19 protein-coding genes and 1 pseudogene are annotated in these 22,838 nt (G+C 40.9%); 18 read left to right on the top strand and 2 right to left on the bottom strand.

Annotation, left to right across the window (positions count from 1 at the left end; all coding sequences use genetic code 11):
- Positions 1-285 precede the first annotated feature (285 nt).
- Both ACW2QC_RS17720 and ACW2QC_RS17715 read left to right on the top strand, forming a co-directional pair.
- Positions 286-717, top strand: coding sequence for a BrxA/BrxB family bacilliredoxin (locus tag ACW2QC_RS17720; RefSeq protein WP_106497203.1), 432 nt, complete (start codon positions 286-288; stop codon positions 715-717).
- Positions 718-846: 129 nt separating this feature from the next.
- Complete coding sequence (locus ACW2QC_RS17715) at positions 847-1,839, top strand: aromatic acid exporter family protein (RefSeq protein ID WP_457545266.1); 993 nt, start codon at positions 847-849, stop codon at positions 1,837-1,839.
- Between the two features lie 21 nt (positions 1,840-1,860).
- On the opposite strand, the gene prli42 is transcribed toward ACW2QC_RS17715, so the two are convergent.
- Positions 1,861-1,998, bottom strand: a complete 138-nt coding sequence (prli42, locus tag ACW2QC_RS17710; protein WP_457545265.1) for a stressosome-associated protein Prli42 — start codon at positions 1,996-1,998, stop codon at positions 1,861-1,863.
- 116 nt (positions 1,999-2,114) lie between these two features.
- Between prli42 and ACW2QC_RS17705 the strand changes: the two genes are divergently transcribed.
- The 5 genes from ACW2QC_RS17705 to ACW2QC_RS17685 all read left to right on the top strand — a co-directional run bounded on the left by ACW2QC_RS17705 (position 2,115) and on the right by ACW2QC_RS17685 (position 8,746).
- On the top strand, positions 2,115-3,770 hold the full coding sequence (locus ACW2QC_RS17705; RefSeq protein ID WP_457545264.1) for an acyl-CoA mutase large subunit family protein: 1,656 nt from the start codon (positions 2,115-2,117) through the stop codon (positions 3,768-3,770).
- Positions 3,771-3,876: 106 nt separating this feature from the next.
- Positions 3,877-4,701, top strand: a complete 825-nt coding sequence (gene mce, locus ACW2QC_RS17700; RefSeq protein ID WP_457545263.1) for a methylmalonyl-CoA epimerase — start codon at positions 3,877-3,879, stop codon at positions 4,699-4,701.
- Positions 4,701-6,248 (top strand): acyl-CoA carboxylase subunit beta, encoded by a 1,548-nt coding sequence (locus ACW2QC_RS17695; RefSeq protein ID WP_457545262.1) that lies wholly within the window; start codon positions 4,701-4,703, stop codon positions 6,246-6,248. Before mce ends, ACW2QC_RS17695 begins: the two co-directional genes overlap by 1 nt.
- Positions 6,249-6,274: 26 nt before the next feature.
- Positions 6,275-7,399, top strand: a complete 1,125-nt coding sequence (locus ACW2QC_RS17690; RefSeq protein WP_457545261.1) for a M20/M25/M40 family metallo-hydrolase — start codon at positions 6,275-6,277, stop codon at positions 7,397-7,399.
- Positions 7,400-7,495: 96 nt separating this feature from the next.
- Complete coding sequence (locus ACW2QC_RS17685; RefSeq protein WP_457545260.1) at positions 7,496-8,746, top strand: DNA polymerase IV; 1,251 nt, start codon at positions 7,496-7,498, stop codon at positions 8,744-8,746.
- 242 nt (positions 8,747-8,988) lie between these two features.
- On the opposite strand, the gene ACW2QC_RS17680 is transcribed toward ACW2QC_RS17685, so the two are convergent.
- Positions 8,989-9,159, bottom strand: a complete 171-nt coding sequence (locus ACW2QC_RS17680) for a hypothetical protein (protein ID WP_457545259.1) — start codon at positions 9,157-9,159, stop codon at positions 8,989-8,991.
- A gap of 212 nt (positions 9,160-9,371) precedes the next feature.
- Between ACW2QC_RS17680 and argC the strand changes: the two genes are divergently transcribed.
- From argC to ACW2QC_RS17625, 11 genes and pseudogenes are all read left to right on the top strand, one after another.
- Positions 9,372-10,415 (top strand): N-acetyl-gamma-glutamyl-phosphate reductase, encoded by a 1,044-nt coding sequence (argC, locus tag ACW2QC_RS17675; protein WP_457545258.1) that lies wholly within the window; start codon positions 9,372-9,374, stop codon positions 10,413-10,415.
- A 12-nt stretch (positions 10,416-10,427) separates the two neighbouring features.
- Complete coding sequence (argJ, locus tag ACW2QC_RS17670) at positions 10,428-11,654, top strand: bifunctional ornithine acetyltransferase/N-acetylglutamate synthase (RefSeq protein WP_457545257.1); 1,227 nt, start codon at positions 10,428-10,430, stop codon at positions 11,652-11,654.
- Between the two features lie 14 nt (positions 11,655-11,668).
- The gene (argB, locus tag ACW2QC_RS17665; protein ID WP_457545256.1) at positions 11,669-12,454 is read left to right on the top strand and encodes an acetylglutamate kinase; all 786 of its coding nucleotides are present in this window, start codon (positions 11,669-11,671) and stop codon (positions 12,452-12,454) included.
- A 49-nt stretch (positions 12,455-12,503) separates the two neighbouring features.
- Positions 12,504-13,643 carry an acetylornithine transaminase gene (locus ACW2QC_RS17660; protein ID WP_457545271.1) on the top strand — a complete coding sequence of 380 codons (1,140 nt, stop codon included), beginning with the start codon at positions 12,504-12,506 and terminating at the stop codon, positions 13,641-13,643.
- A gap of 1 nt (position 13,644) precedes the next feature.
- On the top strand, positions 13,645-16,839 hold the full coding sequence (gene carB, locus ACW2QC_RS17655) for a carbamoyl-phosphate synthase (glutamine-hydrolyzing) large subunit (protein ID WP_457545255.1): 3,195 nt from the start codon (positions 13,645-13,647) through the stop codon (positions 16,837-16,839).
- A 285-nt stretch (positions 16,840-17,124) separates the two neighbouring features.
- Positions 17,125-18,057: an ornithine carbamoyltransferase gene (gene argF / locus ACW2QC_RS17650; RefSeq protein ID WP_457545270.1), complete on the top strand. Its 933-nt coding sequence runs from the start codon at positions 17,125-17,127 to the stop codon at positions 18,055-18,057.
- Between the two features lie 22 nt (positions 18,058-18,079).
- Positions 18,080-19,291 carry an argininosuccinate synthase gene (locus tag ACW2QC_RS17645; RefSeq protein WP_457545254.1) on the top strand — a complete coding sequence of 404 codons (1,212 nt, stop codon included), beginning with the start codon at positions 18,080-18,082 and terminating at the stop codon, positions 19,289-19,291.
- Positions 19,292-19,354: 63 nt separating this feature from the next.
- Positions 19,355-20,752 (top strand): argininosuccinate lyase, encoded by a 1,398-nt coding sequence (gene argH, locus ACW2QC_RS17640; RefSeq protein WP_457545253.1) that lies wholly within the window; start codon positions 19,355-19,357, stop codon positions 20,750-20,752.
- 493 nt (positions 20,753-21,245) lie between these two features.
- Positions 21,246-21,388 (top strand): annotated as a pseudogene (locus ACW2QC_RS17635) (DUF4017 family protein).
- A gap of 137 nt (positions 21,389-21,525) precedes the next feature.
- Positions 21,526-22,107 carry a DUF4256 domain-containing protein gene (locus ACW2QC_RS17630; protein WP_457545252.1) on the top strand — a complete coding sequence of 194 codons (582 nt, stop codon included), beginning with the start codon at positions 21,526-21,528 and terminating at the stop codon, positions 22,105-22,107.
- Between the two features lie 399 nt (positions 22,108-22,506).
- Positions 22,507-22,716, top strand: a complete 210-nt coding sequence (locus tag ACW2QC_RS17625) for a hypothetical protein (RefSeq protein WP_457545251.1) — start codon at positions 22,507-22,509, stop codon at positions 22,714-22,716.
- Positions 22,717-22,838: the final 122 nt, after the last annotated feature.

Here is a 22,838-nt window from a genome sequence, read left to right as displayed (position 1 = left end):
TGGGGGAAGAGAGGCATCGGTGAGACCCCGCAGTGCGTTAGCACGAGGAGGCTCAACAGCCGCCCCCGGAAAGCGAAGTGTATTTCCGGAGCGGTGTAAGAGCGCCAATCATCGTCTCAAATAACGTCGCATTTTATCTATTGTGTAAAAACAACAATCATTTATGAAACATCCTTACTAAATGATTGGCACCTACAATCTATTTGAATTGAAATCTGTTGATAAAATTGATAAGCTAAGAATATGTTTTACAATACTTAATTATTTAAGGGGATGGATGTTCAGATGGATTTCAATCTATTTATGAATGACGTTGTCGACGCTGCTCGCAAAGATATAATGGAAGCTGGCTATGAAGAACTAAAAACGCCAGAGCAAGTAGACGACGCACTTAACCGTGAAGGTACAACATTGGTAATGATCAATTCGACTTGCGGTTGTGCAGGCGGCGTAGCACGTCCGGCAGCTGCAAATGCGATCAATTATGATAAACGACCAGATAATTTGGTTACCGTTTTTGCAGGTCAAGATGCCGAGGCAACAGAAAAAGCCAGAGAATATTTTGAAGGGTATGCACCATCATCACCATCTTTCGCTTTTCTAAAGGATGGAAAAATCGTGACAATGCTTGAACGCCATGACATAGAAGGTTTTACAGCAGTTTCCGTAATGGGCAAGCTTCAAAATATCTTTGATGAACATTGTGAGGAAGTATAATTTATACTAGGCTATCCTAGTTTTGATGGGGCTGTCTCAAGTAAACCGGGTCAGCCCCATTTTAATCAAAATTCGATTCCAGACAATTTCAATTTTCTTATATCAGCTTTTAATAGGGGAGATTTTATTGTGAAAATTGGCTATCGAACGATTAAGACAGCAATAGGAACTCCCATTGCAATTACGTTGGCTCAATTGGTCGGTGTAACGAATTATGTTTCTGCTGGAATTTTAACGATATTATGTATCCAACCTTCCAGGAAACGATCTGTCCTAAGCGCTTGGCATCGTTTTTTGGCTTGTACATTAGCCATTATATTTTCCTATGTTTTCTTTGAAACACTAGGATACAATCCGATTTCAGTAGGGATTATGTTAGCATTTTTTATCCCAGCAACCGTATTTTTGAAAATATCACCTGGCATCGCAACGAGCTCTGTTATTATTTTACAACTGTATGGTGCGGGACATATTTCGACTACATTTATTATCGAAGAGTTTTTACTAATTCTAGTTGGTGTAGGGACTGGGTTATTACTAAATTTATATATGCCAAGCTTAGATAATGAATTATACAAGAAACAAGTCAAGCTTGAGCAGAATTTCCAAGCAATTTTGCTGGAAATTGCATTATACATACGGGATAAAAATCAAGTATGGGATGGCAAGGAATTAACGGAGGCAGAAAAAACGCTGCAAGAGGCAAATGATTTGGTGGCACGTGATAGGGAAAACCATTTATTTCGCAACAAGCATCCATATTATGATTATTTTACGATGCGTTCGAAACAATTTGAATTATTACAACGAATGCTGCCGCTTGTGAGCAGGTTACCAAATACAGATTCAGCATCGGAGCCAATTGCGAGTTTTTTTGAAGAACTGGCAAATGCGGTTCATCCTGGTAATACAGCAGTCTTGTTTCTAGATGAATTGGATGATATACGCAAATCCTTTAACGAGGAACCGCTTCCAGTAACAAGAGAGGAATTTGAAACGAGGGCTAATTTATTCCGACTGCTGCATGAAATTGAGGATTATTTACGTTTGAAAAAGAAATTCAAAACGAGTGATGTCGTACGGAAAAATAAAAAGACTGGATCTCAGCAATCCGCTGATTAACCAGTCTTCTAACCTTTTTTATTATAGGAACATTGCCAAACCTGTTGTAAGCGATGTCAAAACCATAGCAAGTATCATAAGATAAACAACTAATCTAAATCGTCTGTCACGTTTTGAACGTTTCTTTGGCGCTTGTTTATTTGCTTGTTTTGTAGCCAACTTTTACTCCTCCTTCACTCCCACATGCTACCTGTATTTTATCGTTAAAATGACTATTGGACAAGTATAAAAAAAATAAGGAAAATAGAAACAACGCCTAGAGGAGGAACTACCCAATGACGAAAAGTGAATTCCAATCTGATCAGGAAAAAGAATGGATGGAGCACGTTGAGAAAACCGTTGAACGTTTTCCGGAACGAAAAGATACGTTCACAACCTCATCTGACATTGAAGTAGATCGGTTGTATAGGGATAAAAAGGATAAAGCTTACGAAGAGAAACTGGGATATCCTGGTTCCTTTCCCTATACACGTGGAATCCAGCCAACGATGTATCGCAGCCGATTTTGGACGATGCGACAATATGCAGGCTTCGGCTCTGCTCAGGAGACAAACAAGCGTTTTCGCTATTTACTGGAACAAGGTCAAACAGGGCTTTCCGTTGCCTTTGATTTGCCAACACAAATTGGCTATGATTCGGATGATTCAATGGCAGAAGGGGAAGTTGGCAAGGTTGGAGTCGCCATTGATTCCTTACATGATATGGAGCAACTATTGGATCAAATTCCACTCGATAAAGTTAGTACCTCAATGACAATTAATGCACCAGCATCTGTGCTGTTATGTATGTATATTGCCGTTGGGGAAAAGCAAGGTGTCCCCTTGGAAAAATTAACCGGTACGATTCAAAATGATATTTTAAAAGAATACATTGCTCGTGGAACTTATATTTTCCCACCGAAACCATCGATGCGATTGATCACGAATATTTTTGAATTTTGCCAGCAGTATGTACCAAAATTTAATACGATCAGCATTTCTGGGTATCACATTCGCGAGGCAGGCTCTACAGCGGTACAAGAAGTGGCATTCACCATTGCGAATGGCATGGCATATGTCGATGCAGCGTTGGAATCGGGACTTGACATTGATGCATTTGCGCCAAGATTAGCTTTTTTCTTTAATGCACACAATCATTTTTTTGAAGAAGTCGCAAAATTCCGTGCAGCTCGCAGAATTTGGGCAAAGATTATGAAAGAACATTACAAGGCAAAAAATCCAAAAAGTTGGAAGTTACGCTTTCATACCCAAACTGGTGGATCAACATTAACAGCACAACAACCGGATAATAATATTGTTCGCGTAACATTGCAAGCGCTAGCAGCCGTGATGGGTGGGACACAAAGTTTGCACACGAATTCCCGTGATGAAGCTTTGTCATTACCAACTGAAGAATCTGCTCGAATTGCCTTACGCACACAGCAAATTATCGCAAATGAAAGTGGTGTAGCTGATACCATTGATCCATTTGGTGGCTCGTATTATGTGGAGGAATTAACCGATCAAATCGAAGCTGAAGTGAACAAGTATATTGAACGGATTGATGAAATAGGTGGGGCAGTAAAAGCAGTTGAAGAAGGGTTTATGCAACGGGAAATCCATCATAATGCCTATGAAACACAAAAACGAATTGAGAAAGAAGAAGAAGTTATTGTCGGCTTAAATAAATTTAAATTGGATGAGGAAGTAAATCCTGATTTATTAAAAGTGGACGAGGCATTGGAACAAGCACAGATTCAATCGATCCAGTCGATTAGGGAAAACCGGGATCAGGAGAAAGTGGATCAGGCTTTAGCGGAACTGAAAAAGCATGCTAAAATAGAGAAAGCAAATTTGATACCATATATATTGGATGCTGTAAGAGTATATGCAACAATCGGTGAAATTTGTAATGTGTTACGTGATGAATTTGGCGAGTATGTAGGAGTGTAAATAAAAAGCGTTCTGATGGGAGGAGAATGCTGATAGAAATCATCGGCTTCTTTTTCCGGAGCGCTCAATGGTCTTCGTGACGTTTAACGATAAAGGGGAGAGACAGATGGGAAAAATACGTGTTTTAATTGCAAAACCTGGATTAGATGGGCATGACCGTGGTGCGCTTGTCATTGCACAAGCATTACGTGACCATGGGATGGAAGTAATCTATACTGGTTTACGGCAGTCACCAGTCCAAATAGCACAAGCAGCTGTACAGGAAGATGTGGATGTTATTGGGTTGTCATCTTTGTCTGGTGCACATCGGACTTTATTTCCAAAAATTATCGAAGCATTGGCAGAGCGAAATGCGAGCGATATTCCGGTTGTTGGTGGTGGTGTGATCCCAAGCGAAGATATTCCGTTTTTGATTGAAAAAGGGATTAAAAAGATCTTTACGAGCGGATCATCAACAGACGCACTGGCGAATTATATTAAACAGTTGATTCAGCCGGGAGCAACCTATATGGAAAAGCCAAAGAAAATCTCGCATATTGGGATTGCCGTTCAGTCAATTGATGATACGATTTCCTTTTATACGGACACATTAGGTCTGGAGCTTGAGGCGGTAGAGGAAGTTGAATCAGAAGGTGTAAAAGTAGCATTTTTAACGATTGGGGAAACACGCTTTGAGTTACTGGAACCACTTAGTGAAACATCGCCTATCAAGAAGTTTCTTGACAAAAAAGGAGAAGGAGTCCATCATATTGCGCTTGCAGTTGATAATATTGATGAACGACTTGAGCAGTACAAAAATGGTGGTATTAAATTAATTAACGAAGAAGCAAAACCTGGTGCACATAATAGCCAAATTGCCTTTATCCATCCGAAAGCTGCAAATGGGGTATTATTTGAGTTGTGCCAAGAGAACGAGGGAAGTGATGCATAATGGATATTTTTGATAAAATTAACGAACTATATGACAAACGCAGACAAGTAGAGCTTGGCGGTGGCGATGAACGAATTGATAAACAACATGCGAAAGGAAAAATGACTGCACGAGAACGGATTGATTATCTGTTGGATGACGGCTCATTCGTTGAACTAAATCCATTTATTGAACACCGTACGTCAGACTTTGGGATGGATAAGTCAATTGCTAAAGGAGAAGGCGTTGTAACCGGATATGGGAAAATCAATGGCAAGCCAGTCTATTTATTTGCACAAGATTTTACCGTTTATGGTGGCGCGCTCGGTGAAATGCACGGGAAAAAAATTGCCGCGGTCATGGATCTTGCAGCCAAAAATGGTGTGCCTTTTATAGGCTTGAATGATTCTGGTGGTGCCCGGATCCAAGAAGGTGTATCTTCACTAGATGGTTATGGCCAAGTGTTTTACCGCAACTCAATTTATTCTGGTGTGATTCCGCAAATTTCTGTGATTATGGGTCCAAGTGCAGGTGGTGCCGTTTATTCTCCGGCAATTACTGATTTTGTAATCATGGTTGAAGAGACTTCCCAAATGTTTATCACCGGACCGAAAGTAATTGAAACCGTAACTGGAGAAAAAATTTCATCTGAAGATTTAGGTGGGGCACACATTCATAACGCAAAAAGCGGGAATGCTCACATTAAAACAGCGAGTGAAGAAGAGGCACTAGACAAGGTTCGCGAGTTGCTTATGTATTTACCAGCAAATAGTCAAGAAAAACCTCCACTACAGTCACCGGATGAACGTGCAGCTGAATGTCCTGACTTAACAGAGGTTGTTCCATTTGACGCTGCAAGGCCGTATGATGTTAAGAAAGTAATCGAACAAGTTGTAGATGCGGATAGCTTTTATGAAATTCACCAAGACTTTGCGAAAAATATTGTTGTTGGCTTTGCCCGGATTAAGGGACAAGCAGTTGGCCTTGTTTGCAACCAGCCAAAATATATGGCAGGTGGGCTTGATATTGATTCAAGTGATAAAGCAGCGCGGTTCATTCGCTTCTGTGATGCCTTCAATATTCCGCTCATCACGTTTGAAGATGTGACAGGGTTTTTCCCTGGCGTTAAACAAGAGCATGGTGGTATCATTCGTCATGGAGCCAAAATTTTATATGCTTATTCGGAGGCAACTGTACCGAAAATCACTGTCATTACTCGCAAAGCGTTTGGTGGTGCTTATGTTGCGTTGAATAGTAAATCTATTGGCGCTGATTTGGTGTATGCATGGCCAAATGCAGAAGTTGCTGTCATGGGGCCTGATGGTGCAGCAAATATCATTTTTGCCAAGGAAATTGCGGAAAGTGAAAATCCAGAAAAAACACGTCAGGAAAAAATTGATACATATCGTGAAAAATTTGCCAATCCGTATGTTGCTGCTGGACTTGGCATGATTGATGACGTGATTGATCCCCGGGAAACTCGGATTAAACTTATGCAGGCTTTAGAGATGCTATACAATAAACAAGAGGATAGACCGAAGAAAAAACACGGGAATATTCCATTGTAATTTCACAAGAAGGAGCTTTTATAAAAATGGTCCAAGTAAATCAAGATCGCTTAATTAATGAATTTATGGAATTAGTACAGATTGATTCAGAAACAGGGCATGAAGAAAAAATTTCCGACGTATTGAAACAGAAATTTACTGACTTGGGACTTGAAGTGATTGAGGATAACAGTAAAGAAAAGACTGGCCACGGTTCAAACAATTTAATTTGTAATTTAAAAGGAACAAAGGATGGCGTTGACTCGATTTATTTTACATCCCATATGGATACAGTTGTCCCAGGGAATGGGATTAAACCATCCATTAAAGATGGCTATATTGTGTCAGATGGTTCAACAATACTTGGTTCAGATGATAAAGCCGGACTTGCAGCAATATTCGAGGCAATCCGTACATTGCAAGAGAACAATGTGGAGCATGGCGATATTCAATTTGTCATTACAGCTGGCGAAGAATCAGGATTGGTTGGTGCCAAAGCATTGGACAGTTCGTTGCTCCATGCGAAATACGGCTATGCAATTGACAGCAATGGTACCGTTGGCGACATCATCGTTGCTGCACCAACGCAGGCGAAAATTTTTACCGTGATGAAAGGAAAAACGGCACATGCGGGTGTTGCTCCAGAAAATGGTGTTTCGGCTATTACCTTGGCAGCAAAAGCAATTGCGAAAATGCCATTAGGCCGAATTGATGATGAAACAACCGCAAATATCGGTCGATTTGAAGGTGGACAACAAACCAATATCGTTTGTGATTATGTTGAAATTTTAGCAGAAGCTCGTTCACTTGTACCGGAAAAAATGGAAGCACAAGTTGCGAAGATGAAAGAGGCATTTGAAACGACTGCTGAAGAATTTGGCGGAACTGCAGAGGTTGACGTGCAAGTTATGTACCCTGGTTTCAAACAAGCAGCAGGGGATCAAGTAGTTGAGGTTGCCCGTAATGCAGCGAAAAAAATTGATCGGGAAAGCAAGCTGCTAAAAAGTGGCGGTGGAAGTGATGCCAACGTTATTGCAGGTTATGGTATTCCAACAGTTAACCTTGCTGTTGGCTATGAGGAAATCCATACGACAAATGAACGAATTCCAGTTGACGAACTGGTGAAAGTTACTGAATTGGTTACAGCGATTGTTCAGGAGGCAGCAAAATAATTGGCAACATAAGTGGAGGAGATTGGATAATATCCAGTCTCCTTTTTTTATGCTATAATAAATAAAAAGAAACAACCGTTCGTAAAGGGTGATAGAATGTCGCAATGGTATCCGAAAAAAGGCCGTGTTATCTTCCATATTGATATGAATTGTTTTTATGCATCCGTTGAAATGGCCTATAATCCAAAGCTAAAAGGAAAACCACTAGCAATTGCTGGCAATCCGGAAGAGCGCAAGGGAATTATTGTGACGAGTAGTTATGAAGCTAGGGCTAAAGGGGTAAAAACAACAATGACATTGTGGCAGGCAAGAAAGCTATGCCCGCAATTAATTGTTCTTCGACCCAATTTTGATCGATATCGTGCAGCCTCTAGAGAAATGTTTAAAATGCTCGCTGATATAACGCCATTTGTTCAGCCAGTCTCAATCGATGAAGGATACATGGATATTACAGAATGCGAACATCTCGGGAACCCAATCAAAATAGCGGAAAACCTGCAAAACAGGATTAAAGACGAGCTGGATCTGCCATGTAGTATTGGGATCGCCCCAAATAAGTTTTTAGCAAAAATGGCTTCTGATATGAAAAAGCCAATGGGGATAACAATTCTTAGAAAGCGTGACCTATCTCATAAATTGTGGCCATTACCTGTTGAAGAAATGTATGGAGTTGGGGAAAAGACGGCACGGAAATTAAATGCGATTGACGTGAAGACGATTGGAGATCTTGCCGGTTGGGATGCTTACCAGCTGAAACAAGTATTAGGCATAAACGGCGAACGTTTGAAAAACCGGGCAAATGGGATTGATCCAAGACAAGTGGATCCGGAAGCAGTAAATGAATTCAAAAGCATTGGCAGTTCGCAAACATTGCCTGAGGATACAACAAATGAGACCGAAATTCAAAAATTAATGGGGCAACTTGCGGACAATGTAGAGCGCCGAATGAAACGAAAGCAAGCTGCAGGGCGCAGTGTTCAGATCATGATTCGTTACCATGATCGCAAGACAGTTACACGAAGTAAAAAGCTTCAATCTTATATTGAGAAAAAAGCGGATATTCTCTTTGTTGCGAATGAATTATTTCAAAAACATTGGAATTTAGAACCGATACGCCTACTGGGAATTACAGTTCAGGATGTGGAAGAAAAACAAAACATTGCACACCAACTTGATTTGTTTACCTATGAAAAAGAGGCAGGAAAGGAAAAATTGTATACGGCAATTGAAGAATTGACAACGAAATTCGGGAAAAATCCGTTTACACAGCTGGAAAACCAAGATCAAGCTGACCAGCCACACACAAGTTTTCAAAAGGATTTCTTGGATGACTATAGGCGGTCATAAGCATACATTCGCAGATTTAACGGGTTTACTTGTGAGGTGCAAAATAAAATGTATCCGTGGGTTTAGACACTAAAAATGAAAAAATAAGATATTCACATTATGAATCTCAGTTAGCAAAGCTTAGAGAAAAAGTTTTATCTCTAAGCTTTTTTTATATTCCTTCAATAATAACAGGGCGTTTTTTAGTCTGACGAGTTCCCTTAAAAAGGACATCTGCCAACCAAACATCACCCTGTTTCACCTTACTGCTCATTATAGATGTCATCCTCCTCATTATCCCACCAGGCATAATTTTCACTCAGTAAAATAACATCTCTAGACATATATTTATCTTTAATTTTATCGAGTAACTTTTGTCTTTCCTTCTCATTTAACATGTCTATTTCTTTAATAATTTTATCCGGAAGAGACATATCACACACCTCCAATAAACTTACTCTTATTATAACTCATATTCAATTAGACATAAAATGTTCAAATAAATGCGTCTTTTATTGTATCATATGAAAAGGGTTAATGTTTCTCTCGTTTCAGAGAATAATTAAAATATTTTAAAATAACTATTGTATATTTATTCAATATTTATTATAATGATACACAATTAATTTTTAAGGGGCTGACAGTTGTGAAGGTAGGAATTGTAGGTGCGAATGGTTATGGGGGTGCAGAACTGATCCGGCTCTTGCACCATCACCCAATGGTTACGGTTGAATTACTGGTTTCCAACTCTACGCAAGGTCAGAAAATAACGGATCAGTATCCTCAGTTGCAACATATTTTAGAGTTGCCATTGGAAAAACTGCACGTAGAGGAAATTATCAATCGGGTGGATGCGGTATTTTTTGCAACGCCCTCAGGAGTGACGAAAGATATTGCTCCTCCATTTGTCGAAGCAGGCATTCCGTGTATTGATCTTTCAGGAGATTTCCGGTTAAAAGATCAGCAATTGTATAACGAATGGTATAAAAATGCACCCGCCGAGCAGGAGTTTTTGGATATGGCTGTGTACGGGCTGCCCGAGATTTATCGCAAAGAGTTGAAGGACAAAACATTTATTGCTAATCCAGGTTGTTATCCGACAGCAGCACTGCTCGGTATCGTTCCAGCACTTAAGGCATCCATAATTGACACAACTTATCCGATTGTCATTGACGGAAAAACGGGGATATCTGGCGCTGGTAGAAAGCCGACACAAGGGACATTATTTTCGGAAATTAATGAGAACACAAAGGCATATAAGCTAGGTAGCCACCAGCATACACCGGAAATAGAACAAGTATTGACCACAATTCAGGGGGCGGAGACAAAGGTTACATTTAATGCCCATTTGGTTCCTATGACAAGGGGGATTTTATGCACAATTTATGCACCGTTGAAAAATAAGCACCTAACAGATGCAGATGTTGTGCAATTATACAACGAAACTTATCAAGATGAGCATTTTGTTCGGATTAGACCGGAAAAATACTGGCCAGCAACAAAGGAAGTATACGGAACAAATTTTTGTGATATTGGCGTTTCAATTGACCAACGGACGAATATGTTAACGATCATTTCGGTCATTGACAATCTTGTGAAAGGTGCAGCCGGTCAGGCAATCCAAAATCTAAATCTAATAAACAATTGGGATGAAAAAACAGGACTGGATACTATTCCGGTTTACCCATAGAAGGAGGTCATAATGGAGACATATACAAAATCAAAACTTATCGAGATTGATGGTGATGTTACAACTGCCAAAGGGTTTCATGCAGGCGGTTTACATTGTGGGATCAAGCGGAAACGAAATGATTTAGGCTGGCTGTATTCAGAGGTACCTGCTAATACATCGGCTGTATATACGACAAATCAGTTCCAGGCAGCGCCACTTGTCGTAACAAAGAAAAGCATTCAAGTAGAGGGAAAAATTCAAGGATTAATTGTTAATTCTGGTGTTGCGAATGCTTGTACAGGTGAAGAAGGCGTGGGCAATGCCTATCACATGCGACATCTATTTGCGGAAAAACTAGCGATTGCGGATCATCTTGTTGCCATCAACTCAACCGGTGTTATCGGCCAGCAGTTGCCAATGGAAAAGCTAACGGAAGGGATTGCACAAATTGATTTATCCGATTCCGTTCAGGAGAATTTTGAAAAAGCGATTTTAACGACTGATACGTTCACAAAACATGCATGTGTACAGTTAGAAATAAACGGACAGCAAGTGACAATCGGTGGTGCGGCAAAAGGTTCGGGAATGATTAATCCTAATATGGCAACAATGCTCGCCTTTTTAACAACCGATGCAGTGATTGAACCGGCTGCCCTGGATTTGGTACTAAAGTCAGCAGTGGATAAGACGTTTAATTGTATTACCGTTGATGGAGACACAAGTACAAATGATACCGTGATGGTAATGGCAAATGGGCTGGCAAACAATTCATCGATAACACAACAAGATCCGGAAAGTTTTCAGTTATTTGTTGATGCGTTAACAGTTATATGTCAGAATCTTGCAAAACAAATTGCTAGAGATGGTGAAGGAGCAACGAAGCTGATTGAAGTACGAGTCAAAGGGGCAAAAACGTATGATGATGCACAAGCAATCAGTAAAACGGTCGTCGGTTCAAGTCTTGTAAAAACAGCAGTATTCGGTGCGGACGCTAACTGGGGCAGGATCATTTGTGCTATTGGGTATAGTGGAATCGAAATCGATACGAATAAGGTAGATGTCTCCATTGGCAACACACTAGTTGTTCATCGTGGAATGCCTGTCATTTTTGATGAAGATACAACTCAAGCTTATTTGCAACAAAAGGAACAAATAACAATTTTAATAGATTTGAATAGCGGGAATCAGGGGGCAACTGCATGGGGCTGTGATCTTTCCTATGAATATGTGAAAATTAATGCTTCCTACCGCACGTGAGGAGGGGAAAGCCTATGTCCTATCTCGTTATTAAATGTGGCGGCAGTATATTGGAGCAACTTCCAGCATCTTTTTATAAAAACATTGCTTCGATTGCGCATGATTATCCATTTGAGCCGATTATCGTACACGGTGGCGGGCCAATGGTTTCCTCATTACTCACGGAGCTGGATATAGAAACCAAGTTCGTTGAGGGGATGCGTGTGACAACAGAGGAAGTTTTAGATGTGGTGGAGATGGTTTTATCCGGATCGGTCAATAAGAAGATCGTTCGTAATATCATTGCGAATGGCGGATCAGCGGTTGGATTAAGTGGGGTTGATGGCATGCTGCTAGAAGCTCAAAGATTCACGCAACAGCAGGACCTTGGCTTTGTTGGGGAGGTTATTGCTGTTGACACGACGGAACTGGAGTCAATCAGTAGCCAAGGCAAAATCCCTGTCATCTCACCAGTTGCGATTGATAAGCAAGGCCAACGCTGGAATGTCAATGCAGATCTAGCGGCGGCTGCGGTTGCAAAAGCACTGCAAGCACCATTGTATATGATGACAAATGTTCCGGGAGTTTTAATGCAAGGCAATTTACGAACAAGACTGACCACCTCTGAAGCAGAAGCAATGATAGCCTCTGGCCACATTCATGGTGGAATGATTCCAAAAGTTGAAGCAGCACTGGATAGTTTGCAACAAGGGGTAAACGAAGTCGTCATTCTAAGCGGAATAGAAGCAAACAGCCTCCCACGTCTCTTACAAGGGGAGGAAATAGGGACGTCATTCAGCCTAGATAAAATTGAAACATAAATGAGGAGGGATTGAGTTGGCAGAAACAGATACCGTAACTTCTTCGTTAATGAACACCTATAATCGTTTTCCTGTTGCCATTAAACAAGGAAAAGGAAGTTATGTTTGGGATTCGTCAGGGGAATCGTTTTTAGATTTCACCTCAGGGATTGCAACATGTAACCTTGGCCATGTTCCGGAAACAGTGAAATACGCTGTTGGTCATCAATTAGAAAAACTTTGGCATTGTTCGAATTTATATCAAATTGAAGCACAAGAACAATTGGCGACTTTATTAACGGATAATAGTTGTTTTGATCAGGCGTTTTTCTGTAACAGTGGAGCAGAAGCGAATGAAGCGGCATTGAAACTAGTTCGCGCCTATCACACGAAACGAAACACCATTGTCACGTTCAACAAGTCCTTCCACGGCAGAACGCTGGCAACATTAAGTGCAACAGGACAGGAAAAAGTGCAAACAGGTTTTGCCCCTTTACTGCCAGGGTTCACGTATTTGACTTATAACGATAATGCTAGTCTGGAAAGCCTTAAGTATGATCCTCCAGCGGCTGTTATGTTTGAACTTGTTCAAGGAGAAGGCGGTGTTATTCCGGCAGATCAGGATTGGATAGATGAGCTCGTGCAAATTTGCTCGGATCAACAGATTTTGCTTGTCGTTGATGAAGTGCAAACAGGGATGGGAAGGACTGGAACCTTATTTGCCTATGAACAATATGGCTTTGAACCAGATATTGTCACACTCGCAAAAGGGCTGGGGTCCGGATTTCCAATTGGAGCGATGCTTGCGAAAGAGGGAGTTGCTAACGCATTCCAACCAGGCAGTCACGGCAGTACGTTTGGCGGGAATCCACTAGCAGCAACAGCGGGGCTAGCAACGGTAACAGAACTTGTTCATTCTCCCGTTATAAAAAGTAGTGCAGAGAAAAGCCTGTTGCTGATTACCCAGTTAAAGCAGCTTATGGATGAATTTCCACAACTGAAAGGAATCCGTGGAAAAGGGCTGCTGATTGGGATTGAAATGGATGGTTTAGCGGGTGAGATTGTACAGACAGCGATTGAGGAAAATTTATTAATCTTAACGGCAGGACCAGATGTGGTACGACTTTTGCCACCGCTTACCGTGACAGATGATGATATTTTGTTGTTCTCAGAGAAGTTTCGCACCGTTTTGGAAACATATTTTTCATAAATTGAATAGGAGGTTTTGGCTTATCAATACGATAAAAAAAGTACTTGTTATTGGTTCTGGACCGATTGTCATCGGGCAGGGCGCCGAATTTGATTATGCTGGTACGGAGGCATGCCTAGCTTTAAAAGAAGAAGGAATAGAAGTTATTTTGCTTAACAACAATCCAGCTACCATTATGACCGATGAATCGATTGCAGATCATATTTACATGGAGCCGATGACCGTCACAACGATCGAGAATATTTTTCAAAAGGAACGTCCTGATGGCATGATTGGAACACTTGGCGGGCAGACAGGATTGAATTTAACACTGGAAGTCTATCAATCTGGGTTACTTGAAAAATATGATGTTCAATTGTTAGGGACATCGGTGGATTCGATTCAACAAGGAGAGGATCGGGAAAAATTTCGTGCACTGATGCAGGAGATGAGGGAACCGGTTCCAGATTCACACATTATTACGACGGTTGATCAGGCTATCCATCATGCGGAAGAAATGGGGTATCCGGTAATGGTTCGGCCTGCTTACACACTGGGTGGAGCAGGTGGTGGTTTTGCGGAAGATGCACCATCATTGCAAACGATTGTGACGAGTGGTCTGCAGGTAAGTCCGATTCATCAGGTTTTGCTGGAGAAAAGTATCAAAGGCTGGAAGGAAATCGAATTTGAAGTCATTCGTGATCGAGATGATGATTGTGTGATTGTTTGCAGTATGGAAAACGTGGATCCAGTCGGTGTCCATACCGGTGATTCCATTGTCGTTGCACCACAGCAGACATTGACCGAACAACAATACACGTTGCTTCGGGATGCAGCGGTGAGAATTATTCGCAAGCTCGGTGTTGTCGGTGCCTGTAATATTCAATTTGCACTTGAGCAAGATTCAAACCGCTATTATATTATCGAGGTAAATCCACGGGTGAGTCGCTCATCTGCTTTGGCATCAAAGGCAACAGGCTGTCCGATTGCAGTAATAGCAACAAAATGTGCGCTCGGATTTAAGTTGGATGACTGTTTTCCATCCAAAACGGAGGCGGTTCATGAACTTATGATCGATTATACCGTCGTAAAAATGCCGCGTTTTTCCTTTGATAAATTTCCAACAGCAGATAGAAAACTAGGAACACAAATGAAGGCGACCGGGGAAACGATGGCAATTGATCTCACATTTGAAGCTGCCCTAAATAAAGCCATTCGCTCGTTGGATAATGGGTTGACAAAATTAACACATCCGATGATTTCCGGTCAAACCGATACTGTTCTGCTTGAGCACATGCAAATGCCGACCGATTTACGTTTGTTTGCCATTGCAGAAGTATTTCGACAAGGAAAAAGCATTCAAGAAGTCTATCAACATACGTCCATTAGTCGGCCATTTCTAGAAAAAATCAAGCAGATCGTGGAGATGGAAGTAGCTTTATCGCAAATGTCGTTAGCTACGATTTCAGCTGAACAATTACGTCAAGCAAAACAGATGCAAATAAGTGATAAGACATTAAGTGAATTTTTCCAAACGACCGAATTAGCGGTTCGGGAAAAAATCAAAGCGTGCCATTTATCGCCTACTTATCAAGTCGTCGATTCCGAAAATCATTTTCCGTATTATTATTCGACATGGCATGATAGTCTTAATCATGATGCAAGATGTAGTGGTGATAAAAAGATGCTTATCATTGGGTCTGGACCGATTCGTATCGGGCAAGGCATGGAATTCGATTATGGTTCGGTACAGGCGGTATATGCGTTGAAAAAAATGGGCTATACAACAATCATCGTCAACAACAATCCCGAAACAGTTAGTACCGATAGCACTGTTGCTGACCGGTTGTATTTTGAAGCGTTAACCGCCGAGGATATTTTAGCGGTGGTCAATCGGGAAAAAGTAGAGGGAGTGTTGATTCAATTCGGCGGGCAAACAGCGATTCACCTTGCGAAGGAATTAAAAGCAGCTGGTGTTTCTATTTATGGAACAACACCTGAAAAAATTGATCAGTTAGAGGATCGCAAGCATTTTTATCAGTTGCTAAAACAATTAAACATTCCCCATATTAAAGGGGAAATGGCCTATAGTTTAGATGAAATAAAAGCTGCTGCAAATCGAATTGGTTACCCGGTTCTCGTTCGTCCTTCTTATGTAATTGGTGGGCAATCGATGTATATTCTTTATCAAGAAAAGACGATGGATGCGTATTTAGAAACACTGCGTTATTCGGATCAGCGAATCTGGCCGATCTTAATTGATAGCTATTCACCTGGGCTTGAAGTGGAATTGGATGCGATTAGCGATGGCGAACATATTTCGGTACCGGGAATTGTGGAACATGTGGAAAGAGCTGGGGTTCACTCAGGTGACAGTATTGCCGTGATGCCACCTGTTCACCTGTCTAAATCGCAGCAAAATATGTTACTCGACTATACGAAATCCATTTGTAAACAAGCAAACATTGTCGGCTTGGTAAATATCCAGTTTGTCATGACGGATGAGCAAATCTATGTATTGGAAGTAAATCCACGGGCATCACGAACGGTGCCGATGATCAGTAAAATAACCGGCGTTCCAATGGTCGAGCATGCTGTCCGTACACAAATGGGGGAAAAACTAAAAGCGGATTGTCTCCCAGAATCACTCGGGTACTATGCAGTGAAAGCACCCGTGTTTTCTGCGGCACAGTTAGCCGGTGTCGATCCGAAGTTAGGGCCGGAAATGAAATCCACTGGCGAAGTGATCGGCCTAGCAAACTCATATCAAAAGGCACTTGCTAAGGCAACATATTTTCCGGCGTACTCATTAAATAAGGATACGAAAAGGCCTTATCTACTATGTTCCATTGCGGACAGAGAAAAGGCGTCATTTCTACCAGTACTTAGCACACTTATTCAGGACTTTTCATTACTTGCGACATCGGGAACGAGTGCATTTTTAACTGCTCACGGTGTTGCTAATCAAGCTATTGATGGCAGCCCGGAGGCATTGTCGGATTTATTTCAGAAGCAATCTTTAGCGGGGGCAGTTGTCATTCCGAGCGGTTTTCAAGAAAAGCGAAGCGGTAACGAGATCAGAACGTTGGCAATCACACATCAAGTTGCCTTGTTTACTTGTTTGGAAACATTACAAGCAGCAATAAATTGCATGAGTGAAACGCTACCCCCGATTACTTCATTGCAATCGTACCATCGTCTTTATGCAATCATTTAAACAGAAAGAGCTCACACTATTGTAATTGCAAGTGTGAGCTTTTTATCGCTTGAAAGGAATCCATTAAAAATTATGATATTCAATTTTATCAAAATTATTTGAAATAGGTGTTGTATATTTATACGTATTTAGTTATAATAATACACAATTAGAAATAGAATCCTTTATATAGGGACATATTCGAGTTGCGGACTAAATAGCAACATTCTATAGGAAAAGAGCGTTATTTTAAAGAAAGGGTTGATTCCATTGGCTAGTACACTTTCAAAACAGAAAGCACGACCCATGTTAAGCAAAAAAGATTTTTTAGCTTTAGGCGAGCTTAGCAGTACGGAAATAATGGCATTGCTGGATGAAGCGGTCCGGCTTAAAAAACAAACCAAATTAGGGATTCGGGAACCCCATTTACAAGGAAAAGTTCTTGGAATGATTTTTGAAAAGGCATCTACCCGAACAAGGGTGTCATTTGAAGTAGGTATGCTTCAGCTTGGTGGGGAAGCAATTTTTCTTAGTGGCAACGACTTACAGCTTGGTCGCGGGGAATCTGCGATGGATACGGCAAAAGTGTTATCACGTTATGTTGATGGGTTGATGATCCGGACATTTAGCCATGACATGATGGAAACTTATGCAAAACATGCTCAGGTTCCAGTTATCAATGGGTTAACTGATTTACATCATCCAACACAGGTGTTAGCAGATTTATTAACCATCTATGAGCATAAAGGAAAATTTAAAGGATTAAAACTTGCCTATTTCGGTGATGGAAACAACAATATGTGCCATTCGCTGATTGAAGGCGCGGTGAAGGTTGGGATGGACATTGAGATTGCGTGCCCGGCTGATTATCGGCCAAATCAGGATATTTTTCAACGGATGAAACAAGAGGCCGAGAGAAACGGTACGACAGTGGAATGTAGTGAGGATCCATTCGAAGTGGTGGGTGGAGCTGATATTGTTGTTACGGATGTATGGGCAAGCATGGGGCAGGAACAAGAAAATGAGCAACGAAAGAAAATTTTCACGCCTTATCAAGTAAATGAAAAGTTATGTCAGGAAGCAAAAGCGGATTTTACTTTTTTACATTGTCTACCAGCCCATCGCGGGGAAGAAGTAACAGCCGGAATTATTGATGGTCCACATTCCGTAGTATTTGACGAAGCAGAAAATCGTCTGCATGCACAAAAAGCACTCTTAAAACTGTTATTAGGTGAATAATTAAAATATGGAGGGGTTATACATGGGAGAGGGAAAAGTCGTATTAGCCTATTCAGGTGGATTAGATACATCGGTTTCTATTAAATGGTTACAGGAAAAATATAACTATGACGTCATTGCATTGGCCATTGATCTCGGGGAAGAAAAGGATTTGGAGTCTGTAAGGCAGAAGGCGTTAAATGTCGGAGCGATCAAAGCCATTGTTATTGATGCAAAGGAAATGCTTGCGATAGACTATTTAATGCCAGCATTGCAAGCCAATGCTTTATACGAAGGAAAGTACCCATTATCTTCGGCGTTAAGCAGACCGTTAATTTCCAAATTGCTTGTCGATGTAGCCGAACAGGAAGGTGCTGTTGCTGTAGCCCATGGGTGCACTGGCAAAGGTAACGACCAGGTGCGTTTTGAAGTTTCGATTCAAGCACTGAACCCTAATTTAAAAGTGGTGGCGCCGGTTAGAGAATGGGGCATGACGAGGGACGAGGAAATTGCTTATGCAGAGAAAAAAGGAATTCCTATCCCCGTTGATCTTGACAATCCGTTTTCGATTGATGCAAATATCTGGGGAAGAGCGTGTGAAGCGGGTGTGTTAGAAAATCCGTGGAATGAAGCACCAGAAGCAGCATTTGCTTGGACGAATCCGGTTGAAGCAACACCAGACCAGCCTGAACTCGTCGATATTTCATTTGAAAATGGCATTCCAGTGGCGCTTAATGACCAACCAATGGAACTTGTTGACATGATCGAAACATTAAATGAGGCTGGCGGCAAGCATGGAATCGGACGGATCGATCATATTGAAAATCGTTTGGTTGGCATTAAATCCCGGGAGGTCTATGAAAACCCAGCGGCATTAATCTTAATCAACGCTCATCAGGAAATGGAGTTTCTAACACATACAAGGGAAGTCAGCCAATTTAAGAAAACAGTTGATCAACAGTTTGCCAAAATGATTTACGAAGGGCTATGGTACTCTCCATTGCGTCCAGCCGTTGATGCATTCGTAGCGGAAACACAAAAAACGGTATCAGGCAAAGTCCGTGTGAAGCTGTTTAAAGGGAATCATACAGTTATCGCCCGGAAGTCCGACTATAGCTTATATAATGAGGAACTGGCAACCTATGAAAAAGGAGATATGTTCGACCATACAGCTGCAATTGGCTTTATCAAATTGTGGGGATTGCCAACGAAAGTACACGCCGAAATCCATCAAAAGGAGAAGGTATACAATTAAGCAAATGACGGGACTAGGGGCTGAATCCCCAGTAGTCCCGGATTGAAATGGGGAGGTTTACATATGTCAAAGCTTTGGGGTGGCCGGTTTACCAAATCTACCAATCAGCTTGTTGAGGAATTTACCGCATCGATAGAATTTGATCAGCAATTTGCACAAGAAGATATTGCAGGAAGCATTGCCCATGTTACGATGCTTGCTGAATGTGCGATTATTACAAACGAAGAAGCAACAGAGATTATCACTGGGTTAAAGATTGTCGAGGAAAAGATCGAAGCTGGATTGGTCACGTTTTCCGTTGAAGATGAGGACATCCACATGAACATCGAAAAAATGCTTACGGATGAAATCGGCCCACTTGGCGGCAAGCTTCATACTGGAAGGAGTCGAAACGATCAAGTTGCAACGGACATTCATTTGTATGTAAACAAGAAAACACATGAAATGATTGAGCTTGTCACCGCTGTTCAACAGGCTTTCGTTAACCAAGCGGAAGCAAATATAGATGTGATTATGCCAGGGTATACACATCTCCAGCGTGCACAGCCAATTCTATTTTCCCATCATTTACTTGCCTATTTTTGGATGCTTGAGCGGGATAAACAGCGTCTTGTTGACAGTTTGCAACGAGTAGATTGGTCACCGCTTGGCTCAGGCGCCTTGGCGGGGACGACATTTCCGATCGATCGCGAGCGTACCGCGGCATTACTGGGATTTGGAAAAGTCTATCCAAATAGTCTTGATGCTGTTAGTGATCGGGATTTTGTGTTGGAATTTCTGTCAATTGCATCGATTTTAATGACACACATTTCAAGACTTTCAGAAGAGCTTGTCACATGGTCAAGTCAGGAATTTGATTTTATCGAATTAGATGATTCATTTTGTACCGGTTCAAGCATCATGCCACAAAAGAAAAATCCTGATGTACCAGAGTTGCTTAGAGGGAAAACCGGGCGTGTGCATGGCAATTTATTCGGGCTCCTGACAGTCTTAAAAGGTCTCCCATTAGCCTATAACAAAGACATGCAGGAGGATAAAGAAGGATTGCTCGATACGGTCAAAACGTTGGAGGGAGCATTACGTTTACTGGCACCAATGATTGATACAATGCAGGTGAAGCAGGGTAACATGTACAATGCCGTTGAACAGGACTATTCCAATGCGACCGATATTGCGGATTATTTGGTCACGAAAGGATTACCATTCCGACAGGCTCATGAAATCATTGGAAAAATCGTGCTGTTTGCGATCCAGCAGAAAAAATATTTACTTGCGTTGACATTAGAGGAATATCAAGGGTTCAGTACATTGTTTGAAGAAGATATTTTTGACGTACTCCAGCCAAAGCATGTGGTTGATGCTCGGATAAGCGCAGGTGGTACAGCGAAAAGCCAAGTCCGTAAACAGTTGGAGGAAGCGAGGGTTTCGTTAAAAATGGATGATCAGAAAGTCAATAACTGAAACGGCGAATCTCCTTTTTTAATACTGTTAAACGAGCAGATCATCAAGGTTGGAAATTGATTCGAAGTTATAGTGAGGTAGGAGTTTCTTTGGACAAATTAAAAGAGATGACTTTTAGACTAACGGGTTCAAATTAATGAGGAGAAAATACGAATTAGGGGTCCAAATCGCATTACGATTTGGACCCCTAATATTATTGTTATCGTGGTACTTATTTTATTTTGATGCAATTTACTTATGTCATGGGCTTATAAAATTATGAAATATTCAAATGATTTGGGGTGTATTATGTTAAACTGAATATAAGATGTGAAGAAATATACTAAAACTAACTGGCAAGATTATCTAACCTTTAACAGGAATATTACAGGTATTGTTTGGTAAATGAACAAGGAAAAACACTAATGCAAGAGTTGAATATCAATTTCTTTAGCTACTATTATTAAAAGGGGGGATCAAATGAAATATATTATTTCGCCGTTACTAGCTTTCCATAATTTCAGTCTTAATTACTGCATCAGAGGGCTATAATACGGTAGGCTGGAAGTTGCTTGTTGGACAAATTTATGCAATACCAGTTTTAATCATTGCTGCATGATATCACTCTATGTTCACAAAAAAAAATCACACAACTAATTTGAAAAGGATAGCTTTTTGGGTTAAGGGGTGCGTTTGCTTGTTTTTACCGATATAGGGAGATTATGATAAAAACAAATAATATTTATATATACTTAAACCACATTATAAGTAAAAACAATAAGGAGGAAACTAATATGACACAGACAAATAAAATCAGCAATAAAAAGGAGTTGTTATCGGAACAACGTGAAGAACTACTCAGCGCATTGAAAGCCCGTTTTGAGAAAAACATGAACCGCCATAAAGGGCTTGAATGGGATAAAGTACAAGCAAAGCTGAAGGCAAATACTGAAAAACTGTGGTCGCTCAATGAGATGGAAAGAACTGGCGGTGAACCGGATGTTGTTGGATATGATGAAAAGTCGGACGAATACATTTTTTATGATTGTTCAGCAGAAAGTCCTAAGGGTCGCAGAAGTGTTTGTTACGACCGTGAAGCGCTAGAGTCAAGGAAAAAACATAAACCAGAAAATAGCGCTATTGATATGGCAACTGCTATGGGCATTGAACTTTTAACGGAAGAACAATACCGGGAGTTGCAGAAACTTGAAAATTTCGATATGAAAACGTCGAGCTGGGTGCAAACACCTGCTAATATTAGAAAACTCGGCGGGGCTATCTTTTGTGATCGTCGCTATGACACTGTCTTTGTGTACCACAATGGAGCAGAATCCTACTATGCTGCAAGGGGTTTCCGTGGCTCGCTAAGGGTCTAAATTTTGCACAGACAGCCAAATGGTAATGGTTGAGAAATTTAGAGTTTATTGCAGTTAATTGGTATTTTAGCCGTCTTTTTCCCGGGTGAAAACGAAACACCTGATACATTCGGACCATATATATGGAATTGTACCTTGTTCCATTAAAGATGTAGCATACTTAAAAAATGGTATATTATTTGTAATTCAAGGAATGTAACGGTTAAGGAGAGAAGTAAGTGTCTTGACAAGCGGGCGCGTTACACACAGCCAATGAAAAGCACCATCCTTGACATAGTTTTTGAATCAAGAATGATATATTTGTTTTAAATTTGATTGATTTTAAATAGAAGTAGTCTTCCAGCAATAAAGCCATTTTGTTTAGGCTGTTTAAAGTCACTATTAATGGGGGGCGGTAAGATGGCGGAATTTATGCCAATTATAATTTTAGTATTAAATGTGATATTGCTAGTGATTATTGTTACAGCAGTTGTATTCGGAATTAGATTTGGGAAAACGTGGCTTAGTAATAGATCTTTAAAGTATTCTAATCAAAATCTGGAACAGCGAATGGAAAAATTAGAACAAGAAATAGAAAATATAAAAGTGCGTGTTCAAAAAGGAGGATAAAAAGGATCGCGTCGGCTAAGTACGCTGGCGTCCTGGGTCTGCGATTTACTAGCATGTCCTGTGCGTCGAAAGTTCGAGGCAGCGTAGCTTTGAGTACCGGAACAGGCTTACATAGGATATGG

This window comes from Virgibacillus sp. FSP13 (assembly GCF_054048505.1).
The sequence above is the reverse complement of the archived record's forward strand: the minus strand, read 5'-3'. Positions and strand labels throughout refer to the sequence as shown.